The 22,117-nt window shown below is 61.6% G+C and carries 21 protein-coding genes; 12 read left to right on the top strand and 9 right to left on the bottom strand.

The window, feature by feature from the left end; all coding sequences use genetic code 11:
* Positions 1–297: 297 nt before the first annotated feature.
* A complete protein-coding gene (locus P3T40_RS05905; RefSeq protein ID WP_429266751.1) occupies positions 298–660 on the top strand; it encodes a BON domain-containing protein in 363 nt (120 codons plus the stop codon).
* Between the two features lie 423 nt (positions 661–1,083).
* A complete protein-coding gene (locus P3T40_RS05900; RefSeq protein ID WP_429266750.1) occupies positions 1,084–1,338 on the top strand; it encodes a hypothetical protein in 255 nt (84 codons plus the stop codon).
* 68 nt (positions 1,339–1,406) lie between these two features.
* Here P3T40_RS05900 and P3T40_RS05895 read toward each other — a convergent pair whose 3' ends face one another.
* Complete coding sequence (locus tag P3T40_RS05895) at positions 1,407–2,195, bottom strand: sulfite exporter TauE/SafE family protein (RefSeq protein ID WP_429266749.1); 789 nt, start codon at positions 2,193–2,195, stop codon at positions 1,407–1,409.
* A 532-nt stretch (positions 2,196–2,727) separates the two neighbouring features.
* Between P3T40_RS05895 and P3T40_RS05890 the strand changes: the two genes are divergently transcribed.
* The 3 genes from P3T40_RS05890 (at position 2,728) to P3T40_RS05880 (ending at position 6,431) form a co-directional block, all read left to right on the top strand.
* On the top strand, positions 2,728–3,975 hold the full coding sequence (locus P3T40_RS05890; protein WP_429266748.1) for a hypothetical protein: 1,248 nt from the start codon (positions 2,728–2,730) through the stop codon (positions 3,973–3,975).
* Positions 3,976–4,231: 256 nt separating this feature from the next.
* A complete protein-coding gene (locus P3T40_RS05885; RefSeq protein ID WP_429266747.1) occupies positions 4,232–5,941 on the top strand; it encodes a thiamine pyrophosphate-dependent enzyme in 1,710 nt (569 codons plus the stop codon).
* Positions 5,942–5,969: 28 nt separating this feature from the next.
* The gene (locus tag P3T40_RS05880; RefSeq protein ID WP_429266746.1) at positions 5,970–6,431 is read left to right on the top strand and encodes a DUF3331 domain-containing protein; all 462 of its coding nucleotides are present in this window, start codon (positions 5,970–5,972) and stop codon (positions 6,429–6,431) included.
* A 106-nt stretch (positions 6,432–6,537) separates the two neighbouring features.
* On the opposite strand, the gene P3T40_RS05875 is transcribed toward P3T40_RS05880, so the two are convergent.
* The 5 genes from P3T40_RS05875 to P3T40_RS05855 all read right to left on the bottom strand — a co-directional run bounded on the left by P3T40_RS05875 (position 6,538) and on the right by P3T40_RS05855 (position 8,505).
* Positions 6,538–6,678, bottom strand: coding sequence for a hypothetical protein (locus tag P3T40_RS05875; RefSeq protein ID WP_429266745.1), 141 nt, complete (start codon positions 6,676–6,678; stop codon positions 6,538–6,540).
* A 163-nt stretch (positions 6,679–6,841) separates the two neighbouring features.
* Positions 6,842–7,012, bottom strand: a complete 171-nt coding sequence (locus P3T40_RS05870; RefSeq protein ID WP_429266744.1) for a hypothetical protein — start codon at positions 7,010–7,012, stop codon at positions 6,842–6,844.
* 133 nt (positions 7,013–7,145) lie between these two features.
* The gene (locus P3T40_RS05865) at positions 7,146–7,592 is read right to left on the bottom strand and encodes a lytic transglycosylase domain-containing protein (RefSeq protein ID WP_429266988.1); all 447 of its coding nucleotides are present in this window, start codon (positions 7,590–7,592) and stop codon (positions 7,146–7,148) included.
* Positions 7,593–7,766: 174 nt separating this feature from the next.
* A complete protein-coding gene (locus P3T40_RS05860; RefSeq protein ID WP_429266743.1) occupies positions 7,767–8,123 on the bottom strand; it encodes a hypothetical protein in 357 nt (118 codons plus the stop codon).
* A 13-nt stretch (positions 8,124–8,136) separates the two neighbouring features.
* On the bottom strand, positions 8,137–8,505 hold the full coding sequence (locus P3T40_RS05855; protein WP_429266742.1) for a hypothetical protein: 369 nt from the start codon (positions 8,503–8,505) through the stop codon (positions 8,137–8,139).
* 288 nt (positions 8,506–8,793) lie between these two features.
* On the opposite strand from P3T40_RS05855, the gene P3T40_RS05850 reads away from it, so the two are divergent.
* The 4 genes from P3T40_RS05850 (at position 8,794) to P3T40_RS05835 (ending at position 14,860) form a co-directional block, all read left to right on the top strand.
* Positions 8,794–9,300, top strand: coding sequence for a cupin domain-containing protein (locus P3T40_RS05850; protein ID WP_429266741.1), 507 nt, complete (start codon positions 8,794–8,796; stop codon positions 9,298–9,300).
* Positions 9,301–9,462: 162 nt separating this feature from the next.
* The gene (locus P3T40_RS05845; RefSeq protein ID WP_429266740.1) at positions 9,463–9,933 is read left to right on the top strand and encodes an N-acetyltransferase family protein; all 471 of its coding nucleotides are present in this window, start codon (positions 9,463–9,465) and stop codon (positions 9,931–9,933) included.
* A 144-nt stretch (positions 9,934–10,077) separates the two neighbouring features.
* Positions 10,078–12,141 carry a M3 family metallopeptidase gene (locus P3T40_RS05840; protein WP_429266739.1) on the top strand — a complete coding sequence of 688 codons (2,064 nt, stop codon included), beginning with the start codon at positions 10,078–10,080 and terminating at the stop codon, positions 12,139–12,141.
* A 490-nt stretch (positions 12,142–12,631) separates the two neighbouring features.
* Positions 12,632–14,860 carry an NADP-dependent isocitrate dehydrogenase gene (locus tag P3T40_RS05835; RefSeq protein WP_429266738.1) on the top strand — a complete coding sequence of 743 codons (2,229 nt, stop codon included), beginning with the start codon at positions 12,632–12,634 and terminating at the stop codon, positions 14,858–14,860.
* Between the two features lie 106 nt (positions 14,861–14,966).
* On the opposite strand, the gene P3T40_RS05830 is transcribed toward P3T40_RS05835, so the two are convergent.
* Together P3T40_RS05830 and P3T40_RS05825 are read right to left on the bottom strand one after the other, a co-directional pair.
* The gene (locus P3T40_RS05830; RefSeq protein ID WP_429266737.1) at positions 14,967–15,194 is read right to left on the bottom strand and encodes a hypothetical protein; all 228 of its coding nucleotides are present in this window, start codon (positions 15,192–15,194) and stop codon (positions 14,967–14,969) included.
* Positions 15,195–15,544: 350 nt separating this feature from the next.
* Complete coding sequence (locus P3T40_RS05825; protein ID WP_429266736.1) at positions 15,545–16,453, bottom strand: LysR substrate-binding domain-containing protein; 909 nt, start codon at positions 16,451–16,453, stop codon at positions 15,545–15,547.
* Positions 16,454–16,553: 100 nt separating this feature from the next.
* Between P3T40_RS05825 and P3T40_RS05820 the strand changes: the two genes are divergently transcribed.
* Positions 16,554–17,492 carry a DMT family transporter gene (locus P3T40_RS05820; protein ID WP_429266987.1) on the top strand — a complete coding sequence of 313 codons (939 nt, stop codon included), beginning with the start codon at positions 16,554–16,556 and terminating at the stop codon, positions 17,490–17,492.
* 93 nt (positions 17,493–17,585) lie between these two features.
* On the opposite strand, the gene P3T40_RS05815 is transcribed toward P3T40_RS05820, so the two are convergent.
* On the bottom strand, positions 17,586–18,809 hold the full coding sequence (locus P3T40_RS05815) for a lanthionine synthetase C family protein (protein ID WP_429266735.1): 1,224 nt from the start codon (positions 18,807–18,809) through the stop codon (positions 17,586–17,588).
* A 270-nt stretch (positions 18,810–19,079) separates the two neighbouring features.
* On the opposite strand from P3T40_RS05815, the gene P3T40_RS05810 reads away from it, so the two are divergent.
* Entirely contained in the window at positions 19,080–19,727 is a 648-nt protein-coding gene (locus tag P3T40_RS05810) for a glutathione S-transferase family protein (protein ID WP_429266734.1), read from the top strand.
* 123 nt (positions 19,728–19,850) lie between these two features.
* The gene (locus P3T40_RS05805) at positions 19,851–22,037 is read left to right on the top strand and encodes a prolyl oligopeptidase family serine peptidase (protein ID WP_429266733.1); all 2,187 of its coding nucleotides are present in this window, start codon (positions 19,851–19,853) and stop codon (positions 22,035–22,037) included.
* The last annotated feature ends 80 nt before the right edge of the window (positions 22,038–22,117 follow it).

Below are 22,117 nucleotides of genomic sequence, written 5' to 3'. Positions count from 1 at the left end.
CCTTTGCGCTTCTGGCGCGTGTAGATTAAATTGTGCATCGCTGCCGCGATTCAACGTTTGCGCAGCGCGACCCGGCGCGACAAAGTAGAACCGGGCGCGTTGGCGGACTTCGCGGCTCGCCGGCTGGTGCATCGCAATGCGATGGCCCAGCCCAGCATCTCTCGCCTCTCGCACCCGTGTCGAAGCCCCAATCGGCCGTGGCCCAGCCGCGCGTATGCGCGCGCCGCGACGGCCGCCCGAAGTCGTAACGAAGCCGCTTGTTAGATGCGGTCATAACCGAAGTAAACAGGAGAAATCATGAAATCGGTCGATTTTCTGAAGGCGCTGGGTGGTGTGGTGGCGGTGGTTATCGCGTGCAACACGTACGCACAGTCAAGCGATGCAATGGCTAGCGGTGCAATGGCCGCTCCGAGCGCCAAGGCGATGAAGAAAGAGAACCGCCAACTGGGTCGCAAAGTACGCGGCGCGCTGGCCAAGGCTCAGGGTATCGACGTGTCGAGCATCTCTGTGCGTGCTCGCGGTGGCGCGGTGACACTGACGGGTTCGGTGCCTGACCAAAGCCAGATCGACAAGGCCGGCGACGTCGCCAAGGGTGTCGACGGCGTGACGTCGGTGTCGAACAAGCTGACGGTGGTGCTGCCGAACGGTGGCGGTAACTAACTGACGGATGCCGCGCGCATCATCGTCGCGGCCGGGCTGACCGGCCGTGGCGCGCGTGCCGCACTACCCGGCGCCGGTCTGCAGACGAGCGAGACTCCTGCGGACCCGGGCTCCGGCGTCCTGAAGATGACAAGCTACTGAGCGCGTCCGTGCTCCCAGGAAAACGCCGGGCCGCCCCAAGTTTTCTTGCTCCCCCTCGGGGGGGCCTGGTGCGGAGCGCCAGGTAAGGGGGCTCAGTATGCCCAAAGCGGGCCCCGGCAATGCGCCGGGGCCCGCTTTGTTTCTGGGCAGCCTCGACGCTGCGGATGGCGCCACGAGGCTGGCCGACGCGAGCTATACGCGTAGTGCGTTGTGACACACAAATTTCCCAGGTTCAGGCGTACTGTGAAGGCTGAGAACCGGAGTGAACCCGGGGGAACCGAAATGGACACGACCTTTCAGCGCTATGCGGACCTGCCGATCGGCGATCGGGCAGCCTTCGAACTGGTATGCGCACGGCACGGCTTCGCGCCGGCGCACTTTGAAATCACCGGGTCGCCCGATCCGGACGATATCGATCATCTCCGCCGGATCGTGACGGTGCGGCGCGGCCGCTGGGCGCAGTCTTATCGTGCCGACGACGCCGGCTATTGGGTGCGGCAGTTCGAAGCCGACTTGACCTGCCGGTTCTTCAAATAGCGGTCTGCGCGGGCTGGCCGCGCCGGCGGCCTGTACGGTGCGGTTTGCGCAGGCGCCCAGCCTGCGCGTCAGGACATCACCAGCTTCACGCCGACCAGCGTTAGCGTGGCGGCGAGGACATTGCGCAGCAGCGCGTCGGGTGCGCGGGCGGACAGGTAGCTGCCAATCGCGATGCCCGGCAGCGAGCCCACCAGCAAAGACAGCAGCATCGACCAGTCGATCGAGCCGAGCAGCCAATGGCCGGCACCGGCGAGCAGCGTGAGCGGCACGGCATGGGCGATGTCCGAGCCGACGATACGCGTGGTCGGCAGCCGCGGGTACAGCAGCAACAGCACCGTCACGCCGATCGCCCCCGCGCCCACCGAAGTCAGCGACACCAATACCCCCAGCACCGCGCCGGTCAGCACGGTCAGGCCGAGCGTGCGGCCCTGGGTGAGCGAGCTTTGACGGCCCGCCCCAAGCTTGGCGAGCTGCGGCCGGAACACCAGCGCCAACGACGTAATCAGCAAGGCTGCGCCGAGCACGATCTGGATCAACCGGCCCGCGCCCGGCGTATCCATTCCGTAGCGGTGCAACAGGATCAGCGTCACGGTTGCGGCGGGGACGCTGCCGGCGGCAAGCCGCATGGTCACCTGCCAGTCCACCGAACCCTTCAGGCCGTGCACCAGCGTGCCGGTCGCCTTGGTGGTGGCGGCGTACAGCAGATCGGTGCCGACGGCGGTGGCGGGGTGGACCTTGAACAGCAGGACCAGGATAGGCGTCATCAGCGAGCCGCCGCCGACGCCCGTCAGTCCGACGAGGAAGCCGACGAACAGGCCGGAAAAGGAATACAGGGGTTCGATATGGGGGAGTGCCATGGAGCGGACCGCGGTCGGTCGTATGGGGTTGCGAACCGCATCCTTGACCTCGGCGCGTCCCAAGGCCTACCTGGGATCAGCGGCGCGAGCTGGCGCGGCAAAGGCGCTATTGTCGCAAAAACTGGCGAGTTCGCGTGTCAGGCGCGTCAACGGGCTGCGGGAACAAGCGCCCAGTGCGGCGAAGCGGTGCGCCTTCGCCCGCGACCGGTAAAGTTTGCCCGCGGAATCCATCTGTCCGACGCCGATCGCTTTTCCGAACTGTCAACGTAAGTACTACTTCACATCATGGTCTCACTGCCTGCAAGATTTCGCATCGCCATAGCACCGAAGAAGGGGGGCTTTCCTCTCGCGCCCGAGGGCACACCAACTGTATCTCAAAGGCTTGGCCTGTCGCCCGGGTATACCCGGACACGATACGTTGGACCCTTCAGGACCTGCGAAAAAACGTCGATATCCTGGAGATGCGGCTCAGAGTCCTGTTCGGAAATTGGCGAACCCGGACGGCGTGTCGCAAGGAATTCCGAGGTGAAGTATGGAAAAAAAATTGTTTGTAGCGATGGCAGCCGCTCTGATGTCCTCTACGAGCTTGCTGCATTCGGATCCTGTCCGTGCCGATGATCTTCAATCGGCGTACGACGACGCCACCGTTGATGCGTCCCTCGATCGCGGCGAAGAGCGCATCACGGCTGATGCAGACAACCGGACGCACCTGAAAGACCTGCGCTACGCGTATTTCATCGGCTATAACGCGCGGGCGAGGGAAGACTCAAAACCGTATGCTACGTTGGATGACGAGGTGAGGCATCCGTCGAAGCAGGTTTTCACCCAGGTCATGCCTGCGCCGCAGAAGCCGGAACCAGCGCACTTCACGCCAACGAAACGGGCTTCTGCGCCAGCCACGCCGCTAAGGCAGGTTTCTGCGCCAGCCACGCCGCCGAAGCGCGTTAATGTGCAAGCCACGCCACTAAGGGAGGTTTCCGCGCCAGTTATGCCGCTAAAGCGGGTTTCTGCACGAATCACTCCGCCGAAGCAGGATTCCGTACGAGTCGCGCCGCTGAAGCAGGTTTCCGTACGAGTCACGCCGCCGAAGCAGGCTTCCTTACAAGTCGCGTCGCTGAAGCAGCCTTCCTTACAAGTCGCACCGCTGAAGCAGGTTTCCGCGCCAGTCATGCCGCTGAAGCGGGTCTCTGCGCGAGTCACGCCGCCCAAGCAGATTTCCGCACAAGTCCCGCTACCCAGGCAAGTTTCCGCAGACGTCGCGCCGCCCAAGCAAGTCCCTGAGCAAGTCATGGCGCCGCTACCGGAAGGAAGCCAAAGTCATGACGATGCGCAGGCGGCGGAGATCCAGAAGCCACAGGTCGCTCAACGCGCACTGCCAGTCCAACCGCAGCAGCGGCAGGCCTCTGAGGAACCACCGTATTTACCGGTCCAGCCGGTGCAGAACCAGCAATCTCAGCAATACGCGGCGGCGCCGGCCTATCGCCAGATGCCGGCAGAGTCCCAGGAGCCTGAGTACGGGCAGGCCTACGCGCCGCCGCCCCCTCCTCGACCCGCTCAGGCTACCCAGTACGCGCCGGCGCAGTACCCTCCCGGTTACGCGCAGTCCACCTACGTACCGCGGCCGCCCGCACAAGCCACGGCGCAACCGGTCATCATCGTCGCCCGCCCCCCTGCCTATCCGGCGTATAGCCAGCCTTACACGCCGCCTGAATATCGGCGCCCATATCCCCCCGGTTATGGCAATCCGGTGCAGCCAGCCGGGTATCAGGGGTGGGAGTAGGCGGCCTTACCCGCATGCTTCTCGAAGTGTAAAAGCTCACATACGTCACGGGCCGCTGAAAAGCGGCCCTTTGCATCCATGAAGCTGCCTTCATGACGCGATCCCCCATCGGGGTGATATCTGCTCATAAGGCCTCCATGCAAAATGAAAATTCGTCCAACCGTTGGAATGAGCGCGACTGAGAGCGACCGACTCGGGGCCCGCAACTCACGGTGGTCGATCACTGCATGCATGGATCACCCTCAGGAGCGCGGACATGAGCAAGAAAGTTGCCGAGATTATTGTGGACACACTCGCCGCGGCAGGCGTCAAGCACTGCTACGGAATCGTAGGCGACACGCTGAATCTCATCGCTCATCACATCAACGAGAGCGACATCGAGTGGGTCCATGTGCGCCACGAGGAGGCGGGCGCGTTCGCTGCCGAAGGCGAAGCCATGTTGACCGGCAACCTGACGGCCGTTGCGGGAAGCTGCGGCCCCGGCAGTCTTCACTTCATTAACGGCCTGGTGGACGCCAACCGTAATCGGGCGCCGGTCATTCTGATCGCAACCCAGGTGGCGAGCGAGGAAATCGGCTTTAACTTTCCGCAGGAAGTCGACTTCAAGGCGATCTACGGGTCGTGCAGCGTGTTCTGCGACATGATCATCACGCCGGAGCAAGCCCGGCGCAAAACGGTGATTGCCTGTCAGACCGCTATTGCAAAGGGTGGCGTGGCCGTGCTGATCGTGCCAGTCGATATCGCCCATGCCAGTGCGAGCGATGACGTCCCGTATTCGGTCCACACGAACGTGCCCCTCGTCCGGCCAAATGACGCAGACCTCGACCGTGTCGCTGAAATTCTTAATTCAGGCGACAGGATCGCAATCTATGGCGGGTCAGGATGTCGCGGCGCCCATGCGGAAATCCTCGCGGTAGCCGAGCAACTCAGGGCGCCTATTGCCCACACGTCCCGCGCCAAGGACGTGCTTGAGCACGACAATCCGTACAACGTCGGCATGACCGGCATTATCGGAGGGGAGGCCGGCTATTTGGCGGTATCCGAATGCGATACCTTGCTGATGCTAGGCGCCGACTTCGCGTGGCGGCAGTTCTACCCGGAGAAGGCCAAGATCGTTCAGATCGACCTCGCACCCGACCATCTCGGCCGCCGTCATCCGGTCACGCTAGGGCTGGTTGGAGATATCAAGTCCACCATGGCGGCGTTGCTGCCACGCCTTAAACCGCGTACGTCAACCGAGTTCCGCGACAAGCTCGTCGCGCGGCATGCCGATGCGCTCGAAACCCACCGGTCGAAGGCCGTGGCGTCCGATCGCGGGACGATTCCTCCCATTTATCTGACCGAGTTGATCAACCGGCACGCCGCGAGCGATGCCATCTTCTGCGCCGACGACGGGACGCCCACTGTGTGGCTTTATCGGCATATCCAGACGAATGGACAACGCCGGGTGTTTTCGAGTCTGCTGCACGGCACGATGGCAGCGGCCCTGCCTATGTCATTGGGGCTGCAGAAGTGCCAGCCTGGACGCCAGGTGATTTCCATGTCCGGCGATGGTGGTCTCGCCATGCTGTTCGGTGAACTGATGACGGCAGTGCAGGAGAAGTTGCCCATCAAGGTGGTTGTGTTCGATAACGGCAAGCTGGGATTTATCGACATCGAGCAGAAGTCCGAAGGCATGCTGCCACTCTATACAGGTCTGCAAAACCCGGACTTCGGTAAGGTCGCCGAGGTGATTGGATTCTGGGGGCGCACGGTGTCGAAATCCGATGAACTCGAAGAGGCCGTCATCACCTGGTTGAACCAGCCTGGGCCCGCGCTTCTGAACGTCAAGGTAGACACAATGACGCTCGTGATGCCGCCCAAGATCGAGTGGGGGTCTGCGTACGGAATGGTCCTGTATTCAGCAAAAGCGATGCTGCAAGGACAGTCCGCTGATGTGTTCGCGATGATCCGCGAGAATATGTAGGACTTCTGCGCAATGAGGAGGCGAGACCATGGACATGGGACACATGGGCCGCAGTGCGGACGATCAACGGTGGCTGCAAATGCTGGCCTCGCTTGCTCCAATGTCATTGCTTTTGGCCGTTAAGGATGCCGAAGTCCGTTGGGCTTCGGCGGTATCGGATTACAAACCTCGGAACTCCATACGAAACTCCGTATGCGTTGAGATACTGGAGCGTCTTTCACCCACCTCTATCGTGGTTTCCTGGGCCGACGCGACTTCAGGCAGATATGGCGAGCAGACCTGGACTTTGCGCTCAGCCCGCCGCAAGGGTGTCTGTTCATTGAGTGGCGAACCTTTTACGCAGGGCACCCCGGTCTATCGCCCGAACGTGCGGCGAGGCAGTGCGACCAACACCAATCAGTCGATTTCGGCCGCTGCGATCGCACGCCTGGAAAGAGGGGAACCTGCTCGCCCAATCGCGGATGCAGTGCGTGCCAGGCAGCCTGGTTGAGCGCGATTGAATGGACTTGTTGGTGGATCGCGTGTGGCACCCATTTCCGCCGGTCGCCACACGCATTACCGGACTGTAATTAGCCTGAGTCCTGATCGACCTTGGCTTAATGCTTCTTCGTAGTTGCTGACGAAGCCGGCGTCACCCGGATGGGCGGCGCGCCCGTGGGCGAAGTGGCCGGAGCGGACTTCTTGTCCTGCTTCGGTTTCTTGACTTCCCGATTGCTGCGCATTTGACCTTTTGCCATGACAGGACTCCCTTTTGCGTGTGTGCCCGGCGAAATGTCCGAGCCTCCACTCAGTGTGCGCTGAATTGTCCGCGCTGTCTCGCAACATTTGCGCCAGGAGCCGGATAACGCGGATGTAGTGTCGTGGACGCAACCAATATATATCGTGCCGCGTCGTCCCGCCTTAAGGCTTCTGCTCTTCCGACTCTTCCGCCGGCTTCTCGGGGAGCGGTTGGTCAAGGCCGGGCTCGACAGGCGTGGGAATGGCGTCGCCAATCGGTATCGATAGCGGCGGCGCAGGTTCGTCAGCGGGCGGATTTGACGCTTGGTCTGTGTCGCGGGGCGGGCTCGTCATGTTGATCTCCCTAACAGGAGTGGAGGTATAGAGCAGGCAGCAATCGCTGTTCCACCATCCTCAGCAATATGACAAACGTAACCTAAGCCCGGCCGCCCAAACCCTGCCACACCTTGGTCGGCCGACCCCCCGGCTATTCCTCTTTCTGCGCAACCTGCAATTCACCCCACATCACAAGGATCTTCTGAATGCTTCGCGCATAAGCGTCGCGCAGCCTCGGGGATTCCGAGTGGTACGCACCGATCGCGCGCCAGGTGTTGCCGTATTTCACCATCTTCTGCTTGAGGAGCCATGCCGCCACGTACACGTTGATGCAAGGATCGGTGAGGGCGCGGTGGGGGACGCCCTGGCGGGCTAGATCGCCGAAATGGATCGAGTTGATCTGCAACTGGCCGACATCGATCGAGCCGTTCGCGTTGCGGTTGATGGCGCTCGCGTCGCCCTTCGATTCGAACCATGCGACGGCGCGCAGCACGGAAGGATTGACCCCCTGGTACGCGGCGGCCTGATTAAAGCAATCGTCCGCATACGCGGCGCCGCAGAACAGCGACAGGACGAGGGCTGCGAACGCATGCCGCACGGCATGGCTCGCATAGGTGGCGTGACGGCGTACAGCCGTCACGGCGACAGGTTTTTCGTTCGACACGGCTTGGACCTCCGCGTACTGGCGATGAGTGATGGAGCCCGGTGCGGCGTGGGCGTTGTGCAGATACTCGGGAATGACGGTTAGTGCTGACGTGCTGAAGCGCTGGCGTTACTTGGCCAGCGCAAGATCGAGCTGCTTTTCGATGTCGCCGAGGTACGCATGCGATGCGTCCGACACGACGAGACGCGCGACCGGCTGCATCCATTTTTGGCTCTGGGCGCGGGCCTTCTTTTTTCGGCTCGACGGCTTGGCCGGCGGTTCGTCGTCGTCGTCGGTTGCCGGCGGCAGCATGGAGAGGGTCGGCAGCGGCGGATACACCTTGTCCGCCGCTGCGGGCGCCGGTGGTATGGCCGCCACGGTTACGGCTGCCCCAGGTTGTGCCGCGCTGCCCGGCTGGCCTGCAAATGCAGACGTAGCCAGCAGCAGGCTCGTTGCCAGTACGGCCAGTACGCTTAGGCGATACATAAACTCGGCTTCCTTATTGCGTTGGCTTGATCGATACGCTGTACGGCTGGCTCGGGCCGGCCGTCAGGTTATCGAGGCTCAGCCGTACCGCATGTTGCGCAGGCACGCCTCTCCAGATGGCCTGGTTGAGGTAGGAGAAGTCCTGCCCAAGCGCAGTCACGAGAATGGTCGTCGGTTGTTTTTGCGCTGCAGCAAGCGCGCCCGCTTTGGCGAGCACGGCAGTCAGTTGCGGATCGCGCGCGCCGAGTGCATCCGGCGGGATCGTGAAGCTCATGATCTCGTTGCTGACCGGCGGCTTCTGCGGCTGCGTCGCGGTCACCGCGGGCACCTGCGCGCATCCGGCCAACGTGAGAAGGGCCACGAAAAACAAAAGCTGCTTCACAAAAGGCTCCCCTAAGTGTCGTCGACGCTATGAATGCGTTTTCGGCAGACTGAAGAGGGAACTTGATATGCAAGACGCAAACGTTTGGCAAAAAAGAAAACGTATCTCAAGATCGGCTGCGCGGCGGGGGCAACGGCTTGCCAGCGTCAGTCCAGAAGTAAAGTTGCCCTGTGCGGCCGCGCGGGCGAGCGGACATTTTTACCCGGCGGACAGATCGCAAACATCAGACAATAGTGGCGTAGTCATTGCGCCCGCAACGTTTTTAACGCAACTTCGACCGGAGGAGACGTGAACGACACCGTAAAAGAGCTGGCGGCCAAGCTCATCAGAAATTTTGACGACGTCGAGTTGAATGCCGAAGTCCGGACCCCGCTCTACGAAACGCTGTGTACCCGGCTCGCGTCGGGGACGGCGGCACAGAAGCTTGGCGCCTCGATCGATATCGTCGCGCCGGGCAAGCGCTCATGCCCCTATCACTTTCATTACGCGCAGGAGGAGATGTTCGTGATCCTCGATGGCGAAGGCACCTTGCGGGTGGCCGGGGAGCTACTGCCGATCCGCGGCGGTGACGTCATTTTCATTCCCCCCGGTCCGCAATATCCGCATCAGATCATCAACTCATCCACGGCGCCGTTGAAGTATCTGTCCATTAGCACGCGCGACGATCCGGAGGTGGTTGAGTATCCGGATTCCGGCAAGTACCAGGCAATTGTGCGCGGCGCGAGCTCAGCCCGCGCGTTCGTCGGAATCCAGCGCAAGGAAAATTCGCTCGATTACTGGGACGCCGAGCCTTGAGCAGTGCGGATCGTTGAACGCGCAACCATCGCGCGTCGAGCCAACCTTGCGTGGGAATATTGATCACGCCAACACGATACGGGGATCGCCTATAGAATGCGCCGTCCGTGCCATCCCGGCGCAGCCAGGCAGACGCGTGATCTTCCGCCAAAGGAGTGCGGCTTGAATCTGAAACATACAGTTAGAAAGGCGCGGCCAACGGATCTGCCGATGGTCTACAAGGGCGAGCTCAATTACATCCAGACCATCGAGCCCGAGCACGAAGCGCGCTGGAAGGATGCGATGCATGGCCATCTGCGGCAGTGGACCTCTGCGCTCGATCGCATGTTCGTCGTGGAGCAAGACGGCGTGCCGGTGGGCTATTGCTTCTGGGAGGTGATGGACGGCGCAGCGTGTCTCGCCTCGATTTACGTGATGACCGAGTTGCGTCAACGGGGTCTGGGCCGGGTGCTGCTCGATGAATACATCAGCGACGCGCGTGCGCGAGGCTTTGCGAAACTGACGTTGAACGTGTTCCATGGCAACCCGGCTTGCTTCCTTTACGAGTCAGCAGGTTTTCAATGCGTAAGGGAAGGGGCGGAGTACCGTGACTACGAATATCCGGATGTCGTTTCAACGAAGGCTGCACCTTAACGCGCGCTTACAAAGGGTGTGTCTGGCACAGCGCCGCAGCGCCTTGCCCGGCCGCAGGTCGCTCCGAGCCCGACCTCTATGGGATAGATGCAAGCGCCTCGCGACGAGGAATAGAATGGTGACCCCGCGTTAAGGAAACCATCCATGTCCCTCTCGCACGAAGCCAATCCTCTACTCGAAGATTGGCAAACACCTTACGGCTTACCGCCGTTCGATCGTATTCTCCCCGAGCATTTCTCACCCGCCTTCGACGTCGCGATGCTTGAGCATCAGCGCGAAATCGACGCCATTGCGACTGTCGCTGAAGCGCCGAGCTTCGATAATTGCGTGGCGGCGCTCGATGCGTGCGGCCAGTTGCTGGGCCGCATCGAAATGCTGTTCTACAACCTGTCATCTAGCGAGACCTCGCCCGCGTTGCAGGCGATCGAGCGCGAGTTGTCGCCGCGTCTGGCGGCGCATTCGAGCGCGATCTATCAGAACGAAGGCTTGTTTGCGCGACTCCACGCTCTCTACGAAAAACGCAATGATCTCGGCCTGACGACCGAGCAACTGCGTTTGCTGGAACGTCTGCATCTGGACTTCGAGCGGGCCGGCGCCAAGCTCGCGAAGCAGGACAAAGCGCGTTTCGCGGCGATCGTCGAGGAGCTGGCCGCGCTATCCACGCAGTTCTCCCAGAACGTGCTCGCCGACGAGTCGTCTTTTGCCTTGACGCTGGCTACGGCTGACAAGCGTGCCGGCCTGCCGTCGTTCGTTCTGGACGCGGCATTGCAGGCGGCGCGTGAACGCGGTTTGCCGGAAGGCACCTACGTGATCACGCTGTCGCCGTCGCTGGCGGAGCCGTTTCTGACGTTCTCCGAGCGGCGCGAGCTGCGCGAGCAGGTCTGGCGCGCGCGCCGCGCACGCGGTGCCCACGCAGGCGAGCACGACAACCGTCCGCTGGCTGCGCGGATCGTGGGGCTGCGCCAGGAGCAGGCGGCGCTGTTGGGCTACGCGACCTATGCCGACTACAAGCTGGCCGATCGCATGGCGCCTTCCGTTGCGGCTGTCGATGAACTGCTGCAGCGTGCCTGGAAGCCTGCCATCAACAAGGCAAAACATGACCGTGAGCGCTTAAATGCGCTGGCCGCCGAACTCGGCCAGCCGACGCCGATTGCTGCATGGGACTGGCGCTATCTGTCGGAGAAGGTACGCCAAAAAAGCTTTGCCATCGACGATGCGCAGGTCAAGCCGTATTTCTCGCTCGACGCCATGCAGGCCGCGATGTTCGATTGCGCCTCGCGGCTCTTCGGCGTGCGTTTCAACGAACGTCACGGCATTCCGCTCTATCACCCCGACGCTCGTTTGTGGGAAGTGATGGACTCCGAAGGAAAAATGATCGGCGTGTTCATCGCCGACAACTTCGCGCGGCAGACCAAGCGCAGTGGTGCGTGGATGAGCATCTTGCGTTCGCAGTCGGGCCGCAACGGCGGCACGTTGCCGATCGTGTTGAACAACAATAACTTCGCGAAGGGCTCGCCGACGCTCTTGAGCTTCGACGATATCCGCACGCTGTTTCACGAGTTCGGTCACGGGCTGCATGGCCTGATGTCGAACGTGCGCTATGAGCGGCTGGCGGGCACCAACGTGCTCGCAGACTTCGTGGAACTGCCGTCGCAACTGTTCGAGAACTGGGCGCGGGAGCGTGAAGTATTGTTGCGCCATGCGCGTCACGTAGAAACCGGCGAACCGATTCCGGCTGCGCTGCTCGAGCGCCTGCAGGCGGCGAGCCGCTTCAATCAGGCCTTTACGACCGTGCAGTATGTGGGGCCGGCCCTGATCGATATGGCTTTGCACGCACGCAGCGACAACGCGCCCGTGGATATCGCGCAGTTCGAAGCGGAACAGGCTGTCCGGCTCGGCGTGCCAGAAGATATCGGCATGCGTCATTACCTGTCGCATTTCCAGCATCTGTTCTCAGGCGACAGCTACGCGGCCGGTTACTACGTTTACATGTGGGCGGAGGTGCTGGAGGCAGATGGTTACGCCACCTTCGAGGAGGCCGGCGATCCGTTCGACCGCGCCACCGCCGAGCGTCTGCTGAAATGGATCTACAGCGTGGGCAATTCGATCGATCCGGCCACGGCCTTCAAGACGTTCCGCGGGCGCGATGCGTCGGTCGAGCCAATGCTGGAAAAACGCGGCTTGCTGGAAACGTCCGCCCTGGACTGATTCAGCGCGTGGTATGAGCCTGGAACTGTCGGGTGCATCTGCCAAGTGCGCCCGACAGCCGTCACGGCCGCAGCTATAGTCACACTCGCACGGCGAAATTTGTCGTGTCCAAATCCATATCCATTTGCCTCTTATATAGTGCGGCTCATGTGCGATTGTTGGCATGGCGAGCAAAGATATGTTTCGGCGCTTGACGAAGCGTCGGTCTTTCCCGCCAAGCCATGAGCGATCGGGACGTGCCGAATGCCCCCGAACGCCCAGTTACCGCCAAAAGCCCCGCTGCACGGCACTTTCCCCGCTGTGGCGAGACGAATTCGGCGGCCGGAAAGGCGCCGGATCGGCGCGTCCGACCTCACCCGAATCCCGGCCGTTATGTCAAGGTCTGGAGGCGTATTCTGGTAAACACGCCTATACTCACGGTCTCGCGGCCTAGAAGTTGGTCAGCGCTACCCACGCTCTGTCTTTCATTTCATCAAGCAACGCATCAGATATGTCTACAACGCCGAAGATCATCTACACCCTTACCGACGAAGCGCCGGCTCTGGCGACTTACTCGCTGCTCCCGATTGTGAAGGCTTTCACGCGCTCATCGGACGTCGCCGTCGAAACGCGCGACATCTCGCTGGCCGGCCGCATCATCGCCGCGTTCCCTGATTATCTGACTGCGGAACAAAAAGGGTCCGACGATCTCGCCGAACTCGGTGCGCTGACCACCCGCCCGGAAGCGAACATCATCAAGCTGCCGAACATCAGCGCGTCGGTGCCGCAACTGAAGGCCGCGATCGCCGAACTGCGCGACCAGGGCTACAAGCTGCCGTCCTATCCGGATGTCGCGACGACCGACGAAGAGAAAGACGTCAAGGCTCGCTACGACAAGATCAAGGGCAGCGCGGTGAACCCGGTGCTGCGCGAAGGTAATTCGGATCGCCGCGCGCCGCTGTCGGTCAAGAACTACGCCCGCAAGCATCCGCACAAAATGGGTGCGTGGAGCGCGGAGTCGAAGTCGCACGTGGCGCACATGAGCGGCGGCGATTTCTACGGCAGCGAAAAATCCGCGTTGATCGGCGCAGCCGGCAACGTGAAGATCGAACTGACGGCCGCTGACGGCACGAAGACCGTCCTGAAAGAAAAGACGGCAGTGAAGGCCGGCGAAATCATCGACGCGTCGGTGCTGAGCAAGAAGGCGCTGAGCAGCTTTATCGAAGCGCAGATCGCCGATGCGAAGGCCAACAACGTGCTGTTCTCGGTGCACCTGAAGGCCACCATGATGAAGGTCTCGGACCCGATCATCTTCGGTATCGTGGTCTCGGTGTTCTACAAGGACGTGCTGGCGAAGCATGCGGATGCGCTGGCAAAGGTCGGCTTCAATCCGAACAACGGTATCGGCGACCTGTATGCACGCCTGAAGGATCTGCCGGCCGAGACGCGCGAAGCAATCGAAGCCGACATCAAGGCCGAATACGAGCAGCGCCCGCATCTGGCGATGGTCAACTCGGACAAGGGCATCACGAGCTTGCACGTGCCGAGCGACGTGATCGTCGACGCGTCGATGCCCGCCATGATCCGCGAGTCCGGCAAGATGTGGGGCGCCGACGGCGCGCTGCACGATGCCAAGGCGGTGATTCCCGACCGTTGCTATGCAGGCGTTTATCAGGCTGTGATCGAAGACTGCAAGAAGCACGGCGCGTTCGATCCGGTCACGATGGGCAGCGTGCCCAACGTCGGCCTGATGGCGCAAGCCGCAGAAGAATACGGTTCACACGACAAGACGTTCCAGATCAAGGCGAACGGCGTGGTCCGCGTGACCGATGAAGCCGGCAAGGTTCTGCTCGAGCAGAACGTCGAAGAAGGCGACATCTGGCGTATGTGCCAGACCAAGGATGCGCCGGTACAGGACTGGGTCAAGCTGGCCGTGAACCGTGCCCGCGCAACCAACACGCCAGCGGTGTTCTGGCTGGATGCCGCTCGTGCGCACGACGCCCAGATCATCAAGAAGGTCGAGCAGTACCTGCAGGACCACGATACGAGCGGTCTGGATATCCGCATCATGACGCCGGTCGAAGCGACGAAGTTCTCGATTGAACGCATTCGTGCAGGCAAGGACACGATCTCGGTCACCGGCAACGTGCTGCGCGACTACCTGACCGACCTGTTCCCGATCATGGAACTGGGCACGAGCGCGAAGATGCTGTCGATCGTTCCGCTGATGGAAGGTGGCGGCTTGTTCGAAACGGGTGCGGGCGGTTCGGCGCCGAAGCACGTTCAGCAGCTCGTCGAAGAAGGCTTCCTGCGTTGGGACTCACTGGGTGAATTCCTGGCACTGGCTGCCTCGCTCGAACATCTGAGCAACGCGTATCACAACCCGAAGGCGCAGGTTCTGGCCAAGACACTGGATCAGGCAACGGGCAAGTTCCTCGACAACGACAAGTCGCCGGCACGCAAGGTTGGCGGTATCGACAACCGTGGCAGCCATTTCTACCTCGCGCTGTACTGGGCTGAAGCACTGGCCGCTCAAACCGAAGACGCTGCGTTGCAGGCGCAGTTCGCCGGTGTGGCAAAGGCGCTGGCCGAGAACGAAGCGAAGATCGTTGAAGAACTGGCTGCAGCGCAAGGCAAGCCGGCCGATATCGGCGGTTACTACCGTCCGAATGTCGACCTGACGAGCAAGGCCATGCGTCCGAGCGCCACGCTCAACAAGATCGTGGACGCGATTGCATAAGCTTTAAATCAGCAGGGCACGCAGCGGGCGGGCTGCGCGGTAGCGTCATTCATGACGTGCCGTGCAGCCCGCCCGCTGCGCTTTTGCGAGCTTGAAGACCGCGCCCTCAGATATGAACGATTTCCCAATCGGCGATCTTCTCGGGAATTTCAAGCGTCGAAGTATCGGATTCGGACAAGTGCGGGCAGCAAACGCCCCGTGCGAGGTCGTCAGCGGCCTGCTGAGGGCTGGCAAATGCGCCAAGCGTCTCGTTACCGAACGATGCTTCCCAGCCGTCCTTGCCGGGCAAAATGTAGAACGATCCTTCCGTCGAGCCAAAGCGAAAGCCTTCCATTTTTTCTCTCCCGATCATCGTAAATAAAGCGATTCCGTGGCTGACCTGCGTACGAGACGCGGGTCGGTTCACAAGCAGCCGTTGCGGATCGGTTGCGGTATGTCGCTTGATCCAGCCGCTCAGAACGCCAGCTCATGTAAAAGAGTCTACGCCGGCAAGCGGCCGCAGAAGCGCTAGTAGTGGGATCGTTAGGATAAAAAATATCATTCAAAAACAATGATTTGTGTGCTTTGTTCCGGATCGTGGAATGTGGGACGGCATGGTGAAACGGGTGCTTTGTGCCATGCACCACGATTTTTTGTAGTGCAATGGATCGTTCCACATTGTGAAATTTCCCGATATTTGGTCGTCTACTGCGGCGGGGCGTTAGGGGCGTTGGGATCCGCCGTCTCAATGAGCCACGTTTTTAGCGTCCTGGCCCCGGCCTGTAGCTCGGCCGTCCGCGGATGCACGAGGTAATAACCGCTTGCCAGCGGGAGCGCCAGATCGAAGGGTTCGATCAGCGAGCCGGCCGCTACCTCAGCCTTGATCAGCAGCGCACTGGTGAGCACGACGCCTTGCTCGCGCACGGCGGCTTCGACGGCAATCAATGACTGATCCACGTGGAGCCCACCGATGCCCTCGATCTGCGCCTCTGTGAGCGTGCTGAACTGTTTGAGCCACGCGGTCCAGTGCGGATGCAAGGTGTTGTGCAGCAGCGTGGCGCGTTGCAGATCGTCGGGGCGCTTCAGCTTCAATCGCTTTGCGTAGGCCGGGCTGCAATAGATCCGCGCCGAGTCGGCGTACAGCAGATGGACCGAGAGCGCCGGATCGACGCCGTTGAAATAGCGGATGGCCAGGTCTACCGCATCCAGTTCGAAGTCGACGAACGCGGTCGATGTGCTCAGATTCAGCGCAATCCCCGGATGCGCGATCAGGAAGTCCGCCATGCGCGGCGCAAACCATTTGGCGGCGAGGCTCGGCGGCATCGACAGCCGCACTCCTGTGGAACGCCCTTCGCGCACGCGCCGGCTCGCCTCGACGATCTGGGCGATGGCCGGCTGGATCTGCGCGAAGTAGGCGCGGCCCTCGGACGTGGGCGTGACCTGGCGGATCTGCCGTACGAATAGCGGTATTCCCAGCCACTCTTCCAGCTTTTGAATCTGCTGGCCGACCGCGCCGGGAGTCACGCTCAGCTCCTTGGCAGCTGAAGTAAAGCTGCCAAGGCGCATGGCCGACTCTAGTGCTATCAAGGCTTTCAGGGGAGGAATGGCACGCATGGAAGAGTTTTTCTATCCTATCGGCGAAATTTAATCATTTGTACCGCATCGGCGGCGTCGCGACAATCCGGGCATTGAAATGTCCTCCGAGGCCCTCGCCATGAATCCCGCCTATCTCGCCTTCGCCTTGCTCGGCCTTATCTGGGGCAGCAATTTTCTGTTCATGAAAGAGGCCAGCGTGTGGATTTCGCCGGCCCAGATCGTGTTTCTGCGCGTGCTGTTCGGCTTCGTTCCGATTCTCGCGTTCGCGCTGGCGACACGGGCGCTCAAGTGGCGCCATCTGCGGCATGCGCATCACTTCATCGTGATGTCCTTGCTGGCGACCACCGTCTATTACTACGCCTTCGCGAAGGGCGCGGCGCTGCTTTTGTCGAGCGTGGCGGGCATGTTGAGCGGGGCAATTCCGCTCTTCTCATTCCTGTGCGTCTGGGCGCTATTGCGCGACGAACGTCCCAGCGGCCGGATGATTGCGGGCGTGCTGTGCGGCTTTCTCGGCGTGTCGCTGATTGCGCATCCGTGGACGGGTGCGGCCTCAGGCGTCAATCTGCAAGGCGTGCTGTACATGGTCGCGGGTTCGCTGAGCGTGGGTTGCTCGTTCGCTTATGCGCGCCGCTTTCTCACGGGCCTGGAGCTTTCGCCGTTGGCGCTTTCCACCTGGCAGATCGGCTTTGCGCTGCTGACGATCAGCTGCGTGACGGACTTTCAGGGCATCACCCGGATCGCCCCTCATATGGGTGCGCTCGCCGGACTGGTGTTGGGGCTGGGACTGTTCGGGACGGGTGTCGCTTACATGCTCTATTACTTCATCGTTCAGCGGCTCGGCGCGCTCGCGGCATCGAGCGTGACCTATATTCCGCCCGTCGTTGCGTTGCTGATGGGTTTGGTGTTTGCCGGCGAGCCGCTTAAACCGCTTCATCTGTTAGCCATGGCCTGCATACTGGGCGGTGTTTATCTGCTGCAAAGCGGACGGCAACCGAAACCGGCGCAAGCGCATATGAGGCGCTCGGCCAAGCCGCTCCAGGCGGATGCCCGGCTCTAGTCCGTAGTACACCTGCACGCGATCGCGCGCATGCGCGGCGCAGCGGCGTCGGATCGCCCGCCGCATGCAGATGCGCCGCACGGTGTATGCAGATCAGCCTGCAGCGCCATAGAACACATCCAAAGTTGGAAACGCCGCTTTGCCGCGCAAACAGTCCCACAGGTAGATAGCGAAGCCGAGATCGCCCGTCCACAACGAGTAGCGCAATTGTCCATGCGCCGCCTCATCAGCCTCGGTCTGTGCGATGCCATGCATCGCGAAAGCCTGGGCGCGCTTGAGCCACTTGATATCGCCTGTGCGCTGATATAGCACCAGAAAAGCGTAACCATTCCCGCCCGTGCCGTGACACAGATTGGATCCCTTGGTGAGCGGACCCGCAGCCCAGATTGCCTCGCCTCCCGCGAGCAGCAGCGGATCCAGCTCGTGGCTCGGCAAATGCGCCAGACAGACGACGAACCCCGGCGCGCCGTGACACAACTGCATGAGCATCTTTGGCTCGCGGCCCTCAGGTGGAGTAAGAAACGCGCGCCAGTTCGCCATGCCGTCCTCGAGGGTCACGGTACGTTGCAGCGTGTTGACAATACGGCCTTCCCATTCGCTCCAACTGGATGCGTCGAGCAGATGTCGGCTGCGTATCAACGGCAACGCGTTGCCGACGAAACCGTGTACGCCGTCGAGAAAGGTGTACTGCCCGCCGTACAGATCCTGAGTCCAATAGTGACAGCCGTGTTCTTCCGACCACTTCAGTTCGGACGCGAGCTGACTGGCCGTCTGGCGAAACAGATCGGCCCAGCGTTCGTCATGGGTGCGTTCATGAAGAAACGAAGCGGCCAGCAGTGTGCCGGGTGAACCCCACATGAGTTCACGGGTGGGGTTGTCGATATTATTGGCGATGAGTTCGGCGAGCCGATCGGCAAGCGCTTTGCTAGGAGTTTGTCCGAACTCGAGCATCAGCCACGGTGTTTCGCCCATCATCCAGGCGCTGAAGAAGCCGTTGTCATTTTCTTCGAGCCAGGCGCGATTCATCGCACGTAACGACGTGGCATGTGCCAACGGATCGCGCTGAAGTTTGACGGCACCGACGGCTTCGAGGTAGCCGAGCGCCCAGGCAACGCCGCATGCGCCATGGTAGAGCGGTGTCAGCGGCGAGCGTGGATTATCTTCTCCGCCCCCGTCGTTTGGATGCACAGGCCACAGCCCATCCGCGTTCATCTGCGCCTCGGTCTGGCTGACGATCCGCGCAATGAACTGCCGCACCCGGGTCTCATCCCATTCGAGTGATTGCAGTGGTTCATGACGGGCCGGATCGAAAAGCATGCATACCTCGCGTTGGAATGGGGGAGTGGGTACAGCGTAAGTAAGGGCATCGTTCGACGTTATGCGCGACGAATCGATCGTTGCATTGCGAGCTTGATGACTTCGCAAATCCGCTTGCACAACGCGTAATGCTGTCCGATCATCTAGCCCTTGTGTCGCTGGCCGATCCCGATGATGCCTCAGGACGCAGGCGTTGTCGAAAGGCACTTTAGACGAATTGTTCCGGGCATGGTGACGATGTCGCCGCATACAGAACACAGGAGACGAGAGATGACCTACACGCTCTATTACTCGCCAGGTGCGGCAAGCATGGCCGTTCACTGGATGCTGATCGAGGCACAAATTCCCTTCGAGACACGCCTCGTCGACATCGACACGGGAGCGCAGCACAGCGCCGAGTATCTGCGCCTGAATCCGGCTGGACGTGTGCCGACGCTGATCGTCGACGGCGTGCCGCGCCACGAGTGCGCCGCCTTGTTGATGCTGCTGGCCGAGCGTCATCCTGCTGCCGGCCTTGCGCCGGTACCTGGCTCCTCCGATCGCGCAGAGTGGCTCGAGTTGATGGTGTTCTTTGCCAACACGGTGCTGCCGGCGATGCGCGACTGGTTTTACGCCGATAGCGACGGCGATCCTGCAGGCGCGCAAGCGGTTCAGGCGCTTGCGACGCGCCGGATCGAAGACGCATGGGACCGCCTCGGTGCACTGCTTGCCGACGGCCGTCCTTACCTCGTGGGCGGAAAACTCAGCACCGCAGATTTTCTCGCGGTGATGCTCATGCGCTGGACGCGCAACATGCCTCGCAAGGCAACCAACCGGGAGAGCCTGATGCCCTATATCAGCCGCTTGCGCGCGTTGCCGTCGTTTATCGAACTCAATGCAAGAGAAGGACTAAGCGACTGGAGCAATCCGGCAAGCTAAGGTCAGCGGCATGTCTCGCGCGCTGCATTCATCCCGCTGTGCCGGTCACGCTGTAGCCATCCTCTAACCGGTCAGGCCTGACTCGCGGTAACCTTGCGGCGCCTCGTTCCTCTGGAAGCGCGCATGAAACCAACAAAGTCTTTCCTGGTCATTACAATCGCAGTTGCATTGCTCGCTTCATCCGCTGCCTCACAGGCGTCGGAAGGGCCACCCATCGCCCCGGTGCGTCCCGTTACGGATACCTACTTCGGTACGTCGGTCGTAGACAACTACCGTTACATGGAGAACCTGAAGGACCCAGAAGTCCAGCGCTGGATGAAAGCGCAGGCGCGCTACACGCGCAAGGTGCTCGATGCGATTCCCGGTCGTGCGGCACTGGCGCAGCGCATCCTTGCTCTAGGCGGCAAGGATCTGCATCGCGATCAATTTACCCGCCGCGGCGAGCGCCTCTTTTACGAAGTGATGGAGCCGGGCGCCAATCTGCCCAAGCTTGCGTATCGCGACGGCATCGATGGTGAGGAGCACATTCTGGTGGACCCGGCGAAGCTGGCCAAAGACAGCGGGCATCATTTCGCGCTCGACTGGTTTTCGCCCTCGTGGGACGGCCGTTACGTGGCCTATGGAGTCTCGGAAGGCGGCTCCGAACAAAGCGTCTTGCATATCGTCGATCTGAACACCGGTCTGCAACTCGCCGAAAGCATCGACCGCACGAGTGACTGCGTCGTCTCCTGGCGCAACGACAACCGCTCGTTCTTCTACCTGCGCTATCCGAAGGCCGGCCCCGATACGCCGCCGTCGCAGACCGAGTACAACGCGGTGACGTTTGTCCACGTGCTCGGCCAGAACCCTGACGGCAATGCAGATGAGGCGGTGTTCGGCAAGGGCGTGTCCGCCAGCCTCGATGTACCGGAGGGGCAGGGCACTTACGTGCTGCTTTCGCCTGACTCGCCATACGCGGTGGCTGTCGCGAACCGCAACATGGACAATGCGCCCAATACGTTTTACGTCGTGCCGCTCGCGCAGATCAACGGCGCGCAGACACCGTGGCAAAAAATCGCCGCGCCTGCAGATGGCGTGACGGATGTGCGTCTGCATGGCGACCGGCTTTACTTCATGTCGGAAAAGGGCGCGTCACGTTTTCAGATCCTCTCGACGCCGCTTGATCATCCCGATGTCGCACAGGCCGTGGTTATCGTGCCGGAAGGCGCGAATGTGATCGACTCGTTCGATCTCGCCAGCGACGCCATCTACATCGGCGAGCGTGCGGGTGCGAGCTTCCAGCTTCAGCGGGTCTCGTTCGACGGCAAGGAGAGCGAAGCAATCGGTTTGCCGTTTGCAGGCACCGTTGCCAGTTTGACGACAGATCCGCGACAGCCTGGCGTCATGTTCAACCTGCAGGGCTGGGTCAACGCGCCGCGCGAGCTCGCCTACGATCCGAACACCCACGTTGCGACCGATACCGGCCTGATCCCGCCGGCGAAGACGGAGTCCGACGCGATCGAGGCGCACGACGAATTCGCCATCAGTTACGACGGCACGCGCATTCCGGTGTCGATCATCGCGCAGAAGGGCGTGACGCGTGACGGTTCGCATCCGGCCATGGTGGTCGGCTACGGCAGCTATGGCACCTCCATGGATCCGTACTACGACGCGACGTGGCAAGCGTGGCTCGCGCATGGCGGCATCATCGCGGTGGCGCATACGCGCGGCGGCGGCGAGTACGGCGATGCGTGGCACCGCGCCGGTCAGAAGCTCACCAAGATCAACACGATGCTCGATTTCAACGCCGCCGCGCAATACCTGATCGACCAGCACTACACACAATCGAAGTACCTGGCTGCGAACAGTGCCAGCGCCGGCGGCATCGTGATGGGCGGCGCGCTGGAGATTGATCCGGGGCTGTTCCACGTGATCCTCGATGACGTCGGCGATTCCGACACCCTGCGCGACGAAACGGAGCCCAACGGGCCGCCGAACGTGCCGGAGTTCGGGTCGACCTCGACGCAAAGCGGCTTTCACGGCCTGTACTCGATGAGCGCCTATGCCCACGTTCATGACGGCACGCCCTATCCGGCTGTGATGTTTACCACCGGCGCCAACGATCCGCGCGTGGCGTCGTGGCACATGCTGAAGATGGCGGCGCGCGTGCAGGCGGCGACGAGCAGCGGGCGTCCGGTGCTGTTGCGGATCGACTATGACGCGGGCCATGGGATCGGCTCCAGCCTGTCGCAAGCCGCACAGGAACTCGCCGATGAGTGGTCGTTCGCGCTGTGGCAGATGGGCGAGCCTGGCTTTCAGCCGAAGCCGTAGCACCGATAGCTCGTTCAACGGGCGTGGCCGCTTGCTCACGTCCGCGATTTTTTGATTCTCTAGTCGTCGGGCCGCAAGTC

This window comes from Paraburkholderia sp. EB58 (assembly GCF_050436665.1).
GTDB lineage: Bacteria > Pseudomonadota > Gammaproteobacteria > Burkholderiales > Burkholderiaceae > Paraburkholderia.
Note: the sequence above shows the minus strand (reverse complement) of the source record. Positions and strands in the feature narration are given on the sequence as shown.

Coding starts and splice junctions, on each gene's coding strand:
- P3T40_RS05905 (WP_429266751.1), top strand. CDS start 298: ATGAAATCGGTCGATTTTCTGAAGGCGCTGGGTGGTGTGGTGGCGGTG.
- P3T40_RS05900 (WP_429266750.1), top strand. CDS start 1,084: ATGGACACGACCTTTCAGCGCTATGCGGACCTGCCGATCGGCGATCGG.
- P3T40_RS05895 (WP_429266749.1), bottom strand. CDS start 2,195: ATGGCACTCCCCCATATCGAACCCCTGTATTCCTTTTCCGGCCTGTTC.
- P3T40_RS05890 (WP_429266748.1), top strand. CDS start 2,728: ATGGAAAAAAAATTGTTTGTAGCGATGGCAGCCGCTCTGATGTCCTCT.
- P3T40_RS05885 (WP_429266747.1), top strand. CDS start 4,232: ATGAGCAAGAAAGTTGCCGAGATTATTGTGGACACACTCGCCGCGGCA.
- P3T40_RS05880 (WP_429266746.1), top strand. CDS start 5,970: ATGGACATGGGACACATGGGCCGCAGTGCGGACGATCAACGGTGGCTG.
- P3T40_RS05875 (WP_429266745.1), bottom strand. CDS start 6,678: ATGGCAAAAGGTCAAATGCGCAGCAATCGGGAAGTCAAGAAACCGAAG.
- P3T40_RS05870 (WP_429266744.1), bottom strand. CDS start 7,012: ATGACGAGCCCGCCCCGCGACACAGACCAAGCGTCAAATCCGCCCGCT.
- P3T40_RS05860 (WP_429266743.1), bottom strand. CDS start 8,123: ATGTATCGCCTAAGCGTACTGGCCGTACTGGCAACGAGCCTGCTGCTG.
- P3T40_RS05840 (WP_429266739.1), top strand. CDS start 10,078: ATGTCCCTCTCGCACGAAGCCAATCCTCTACTCGAAGATTGGCAAACA.
- P3T40_RS05835 (WP_429266738.1), top strand. CDS start 12,632: ATGTCTACAACGCCGAAGATCATCTACACCCTTACCGACGAAGCGCCG.
- P3T40_RS05830 (WP_429266737.1), bottom strand. CDS start 15,194: ATGGAAGGCTTTCGCTTTGGCTCGACGGAAGGATCGTTCTACATTTTG.
- P3T40_RS05825 (WP_429266736.1), bottom strand. CDS start 16,453: ATGCGTGCCATTCCTCCCCTGAAAGCCTTGATAGCACTAGAGTCGGCC.
- P3T40_RS05820 (WP_429266987.1), top strand. CDS start 16,554: ATGAATCCCGCCTATCTCGCCTTCGCCTTGCTCGGCCTTATCTGGGGC.
- P3T40_RS05815 (WP_429266735.1), bottom strand. CDS start 18,809: ATGCTTTTCGATCCGGCCCGTCATGAACCACTGCAATCACTCGAATGG.
- P3T40_RS05810 (WP_429266734.1), top strand. CDS start 19,080: ATGACCTACACGCTCTATTACTCGCCAGGTGCGGCAAGCATGGCCGTT.
- P3T40_RS05805 (WP_429266733.1), top strand. CDS start 19,851: ATGAAACCAACAAAGTCTTTCCTGGTCATTACAATCGCAGTTGCATTG.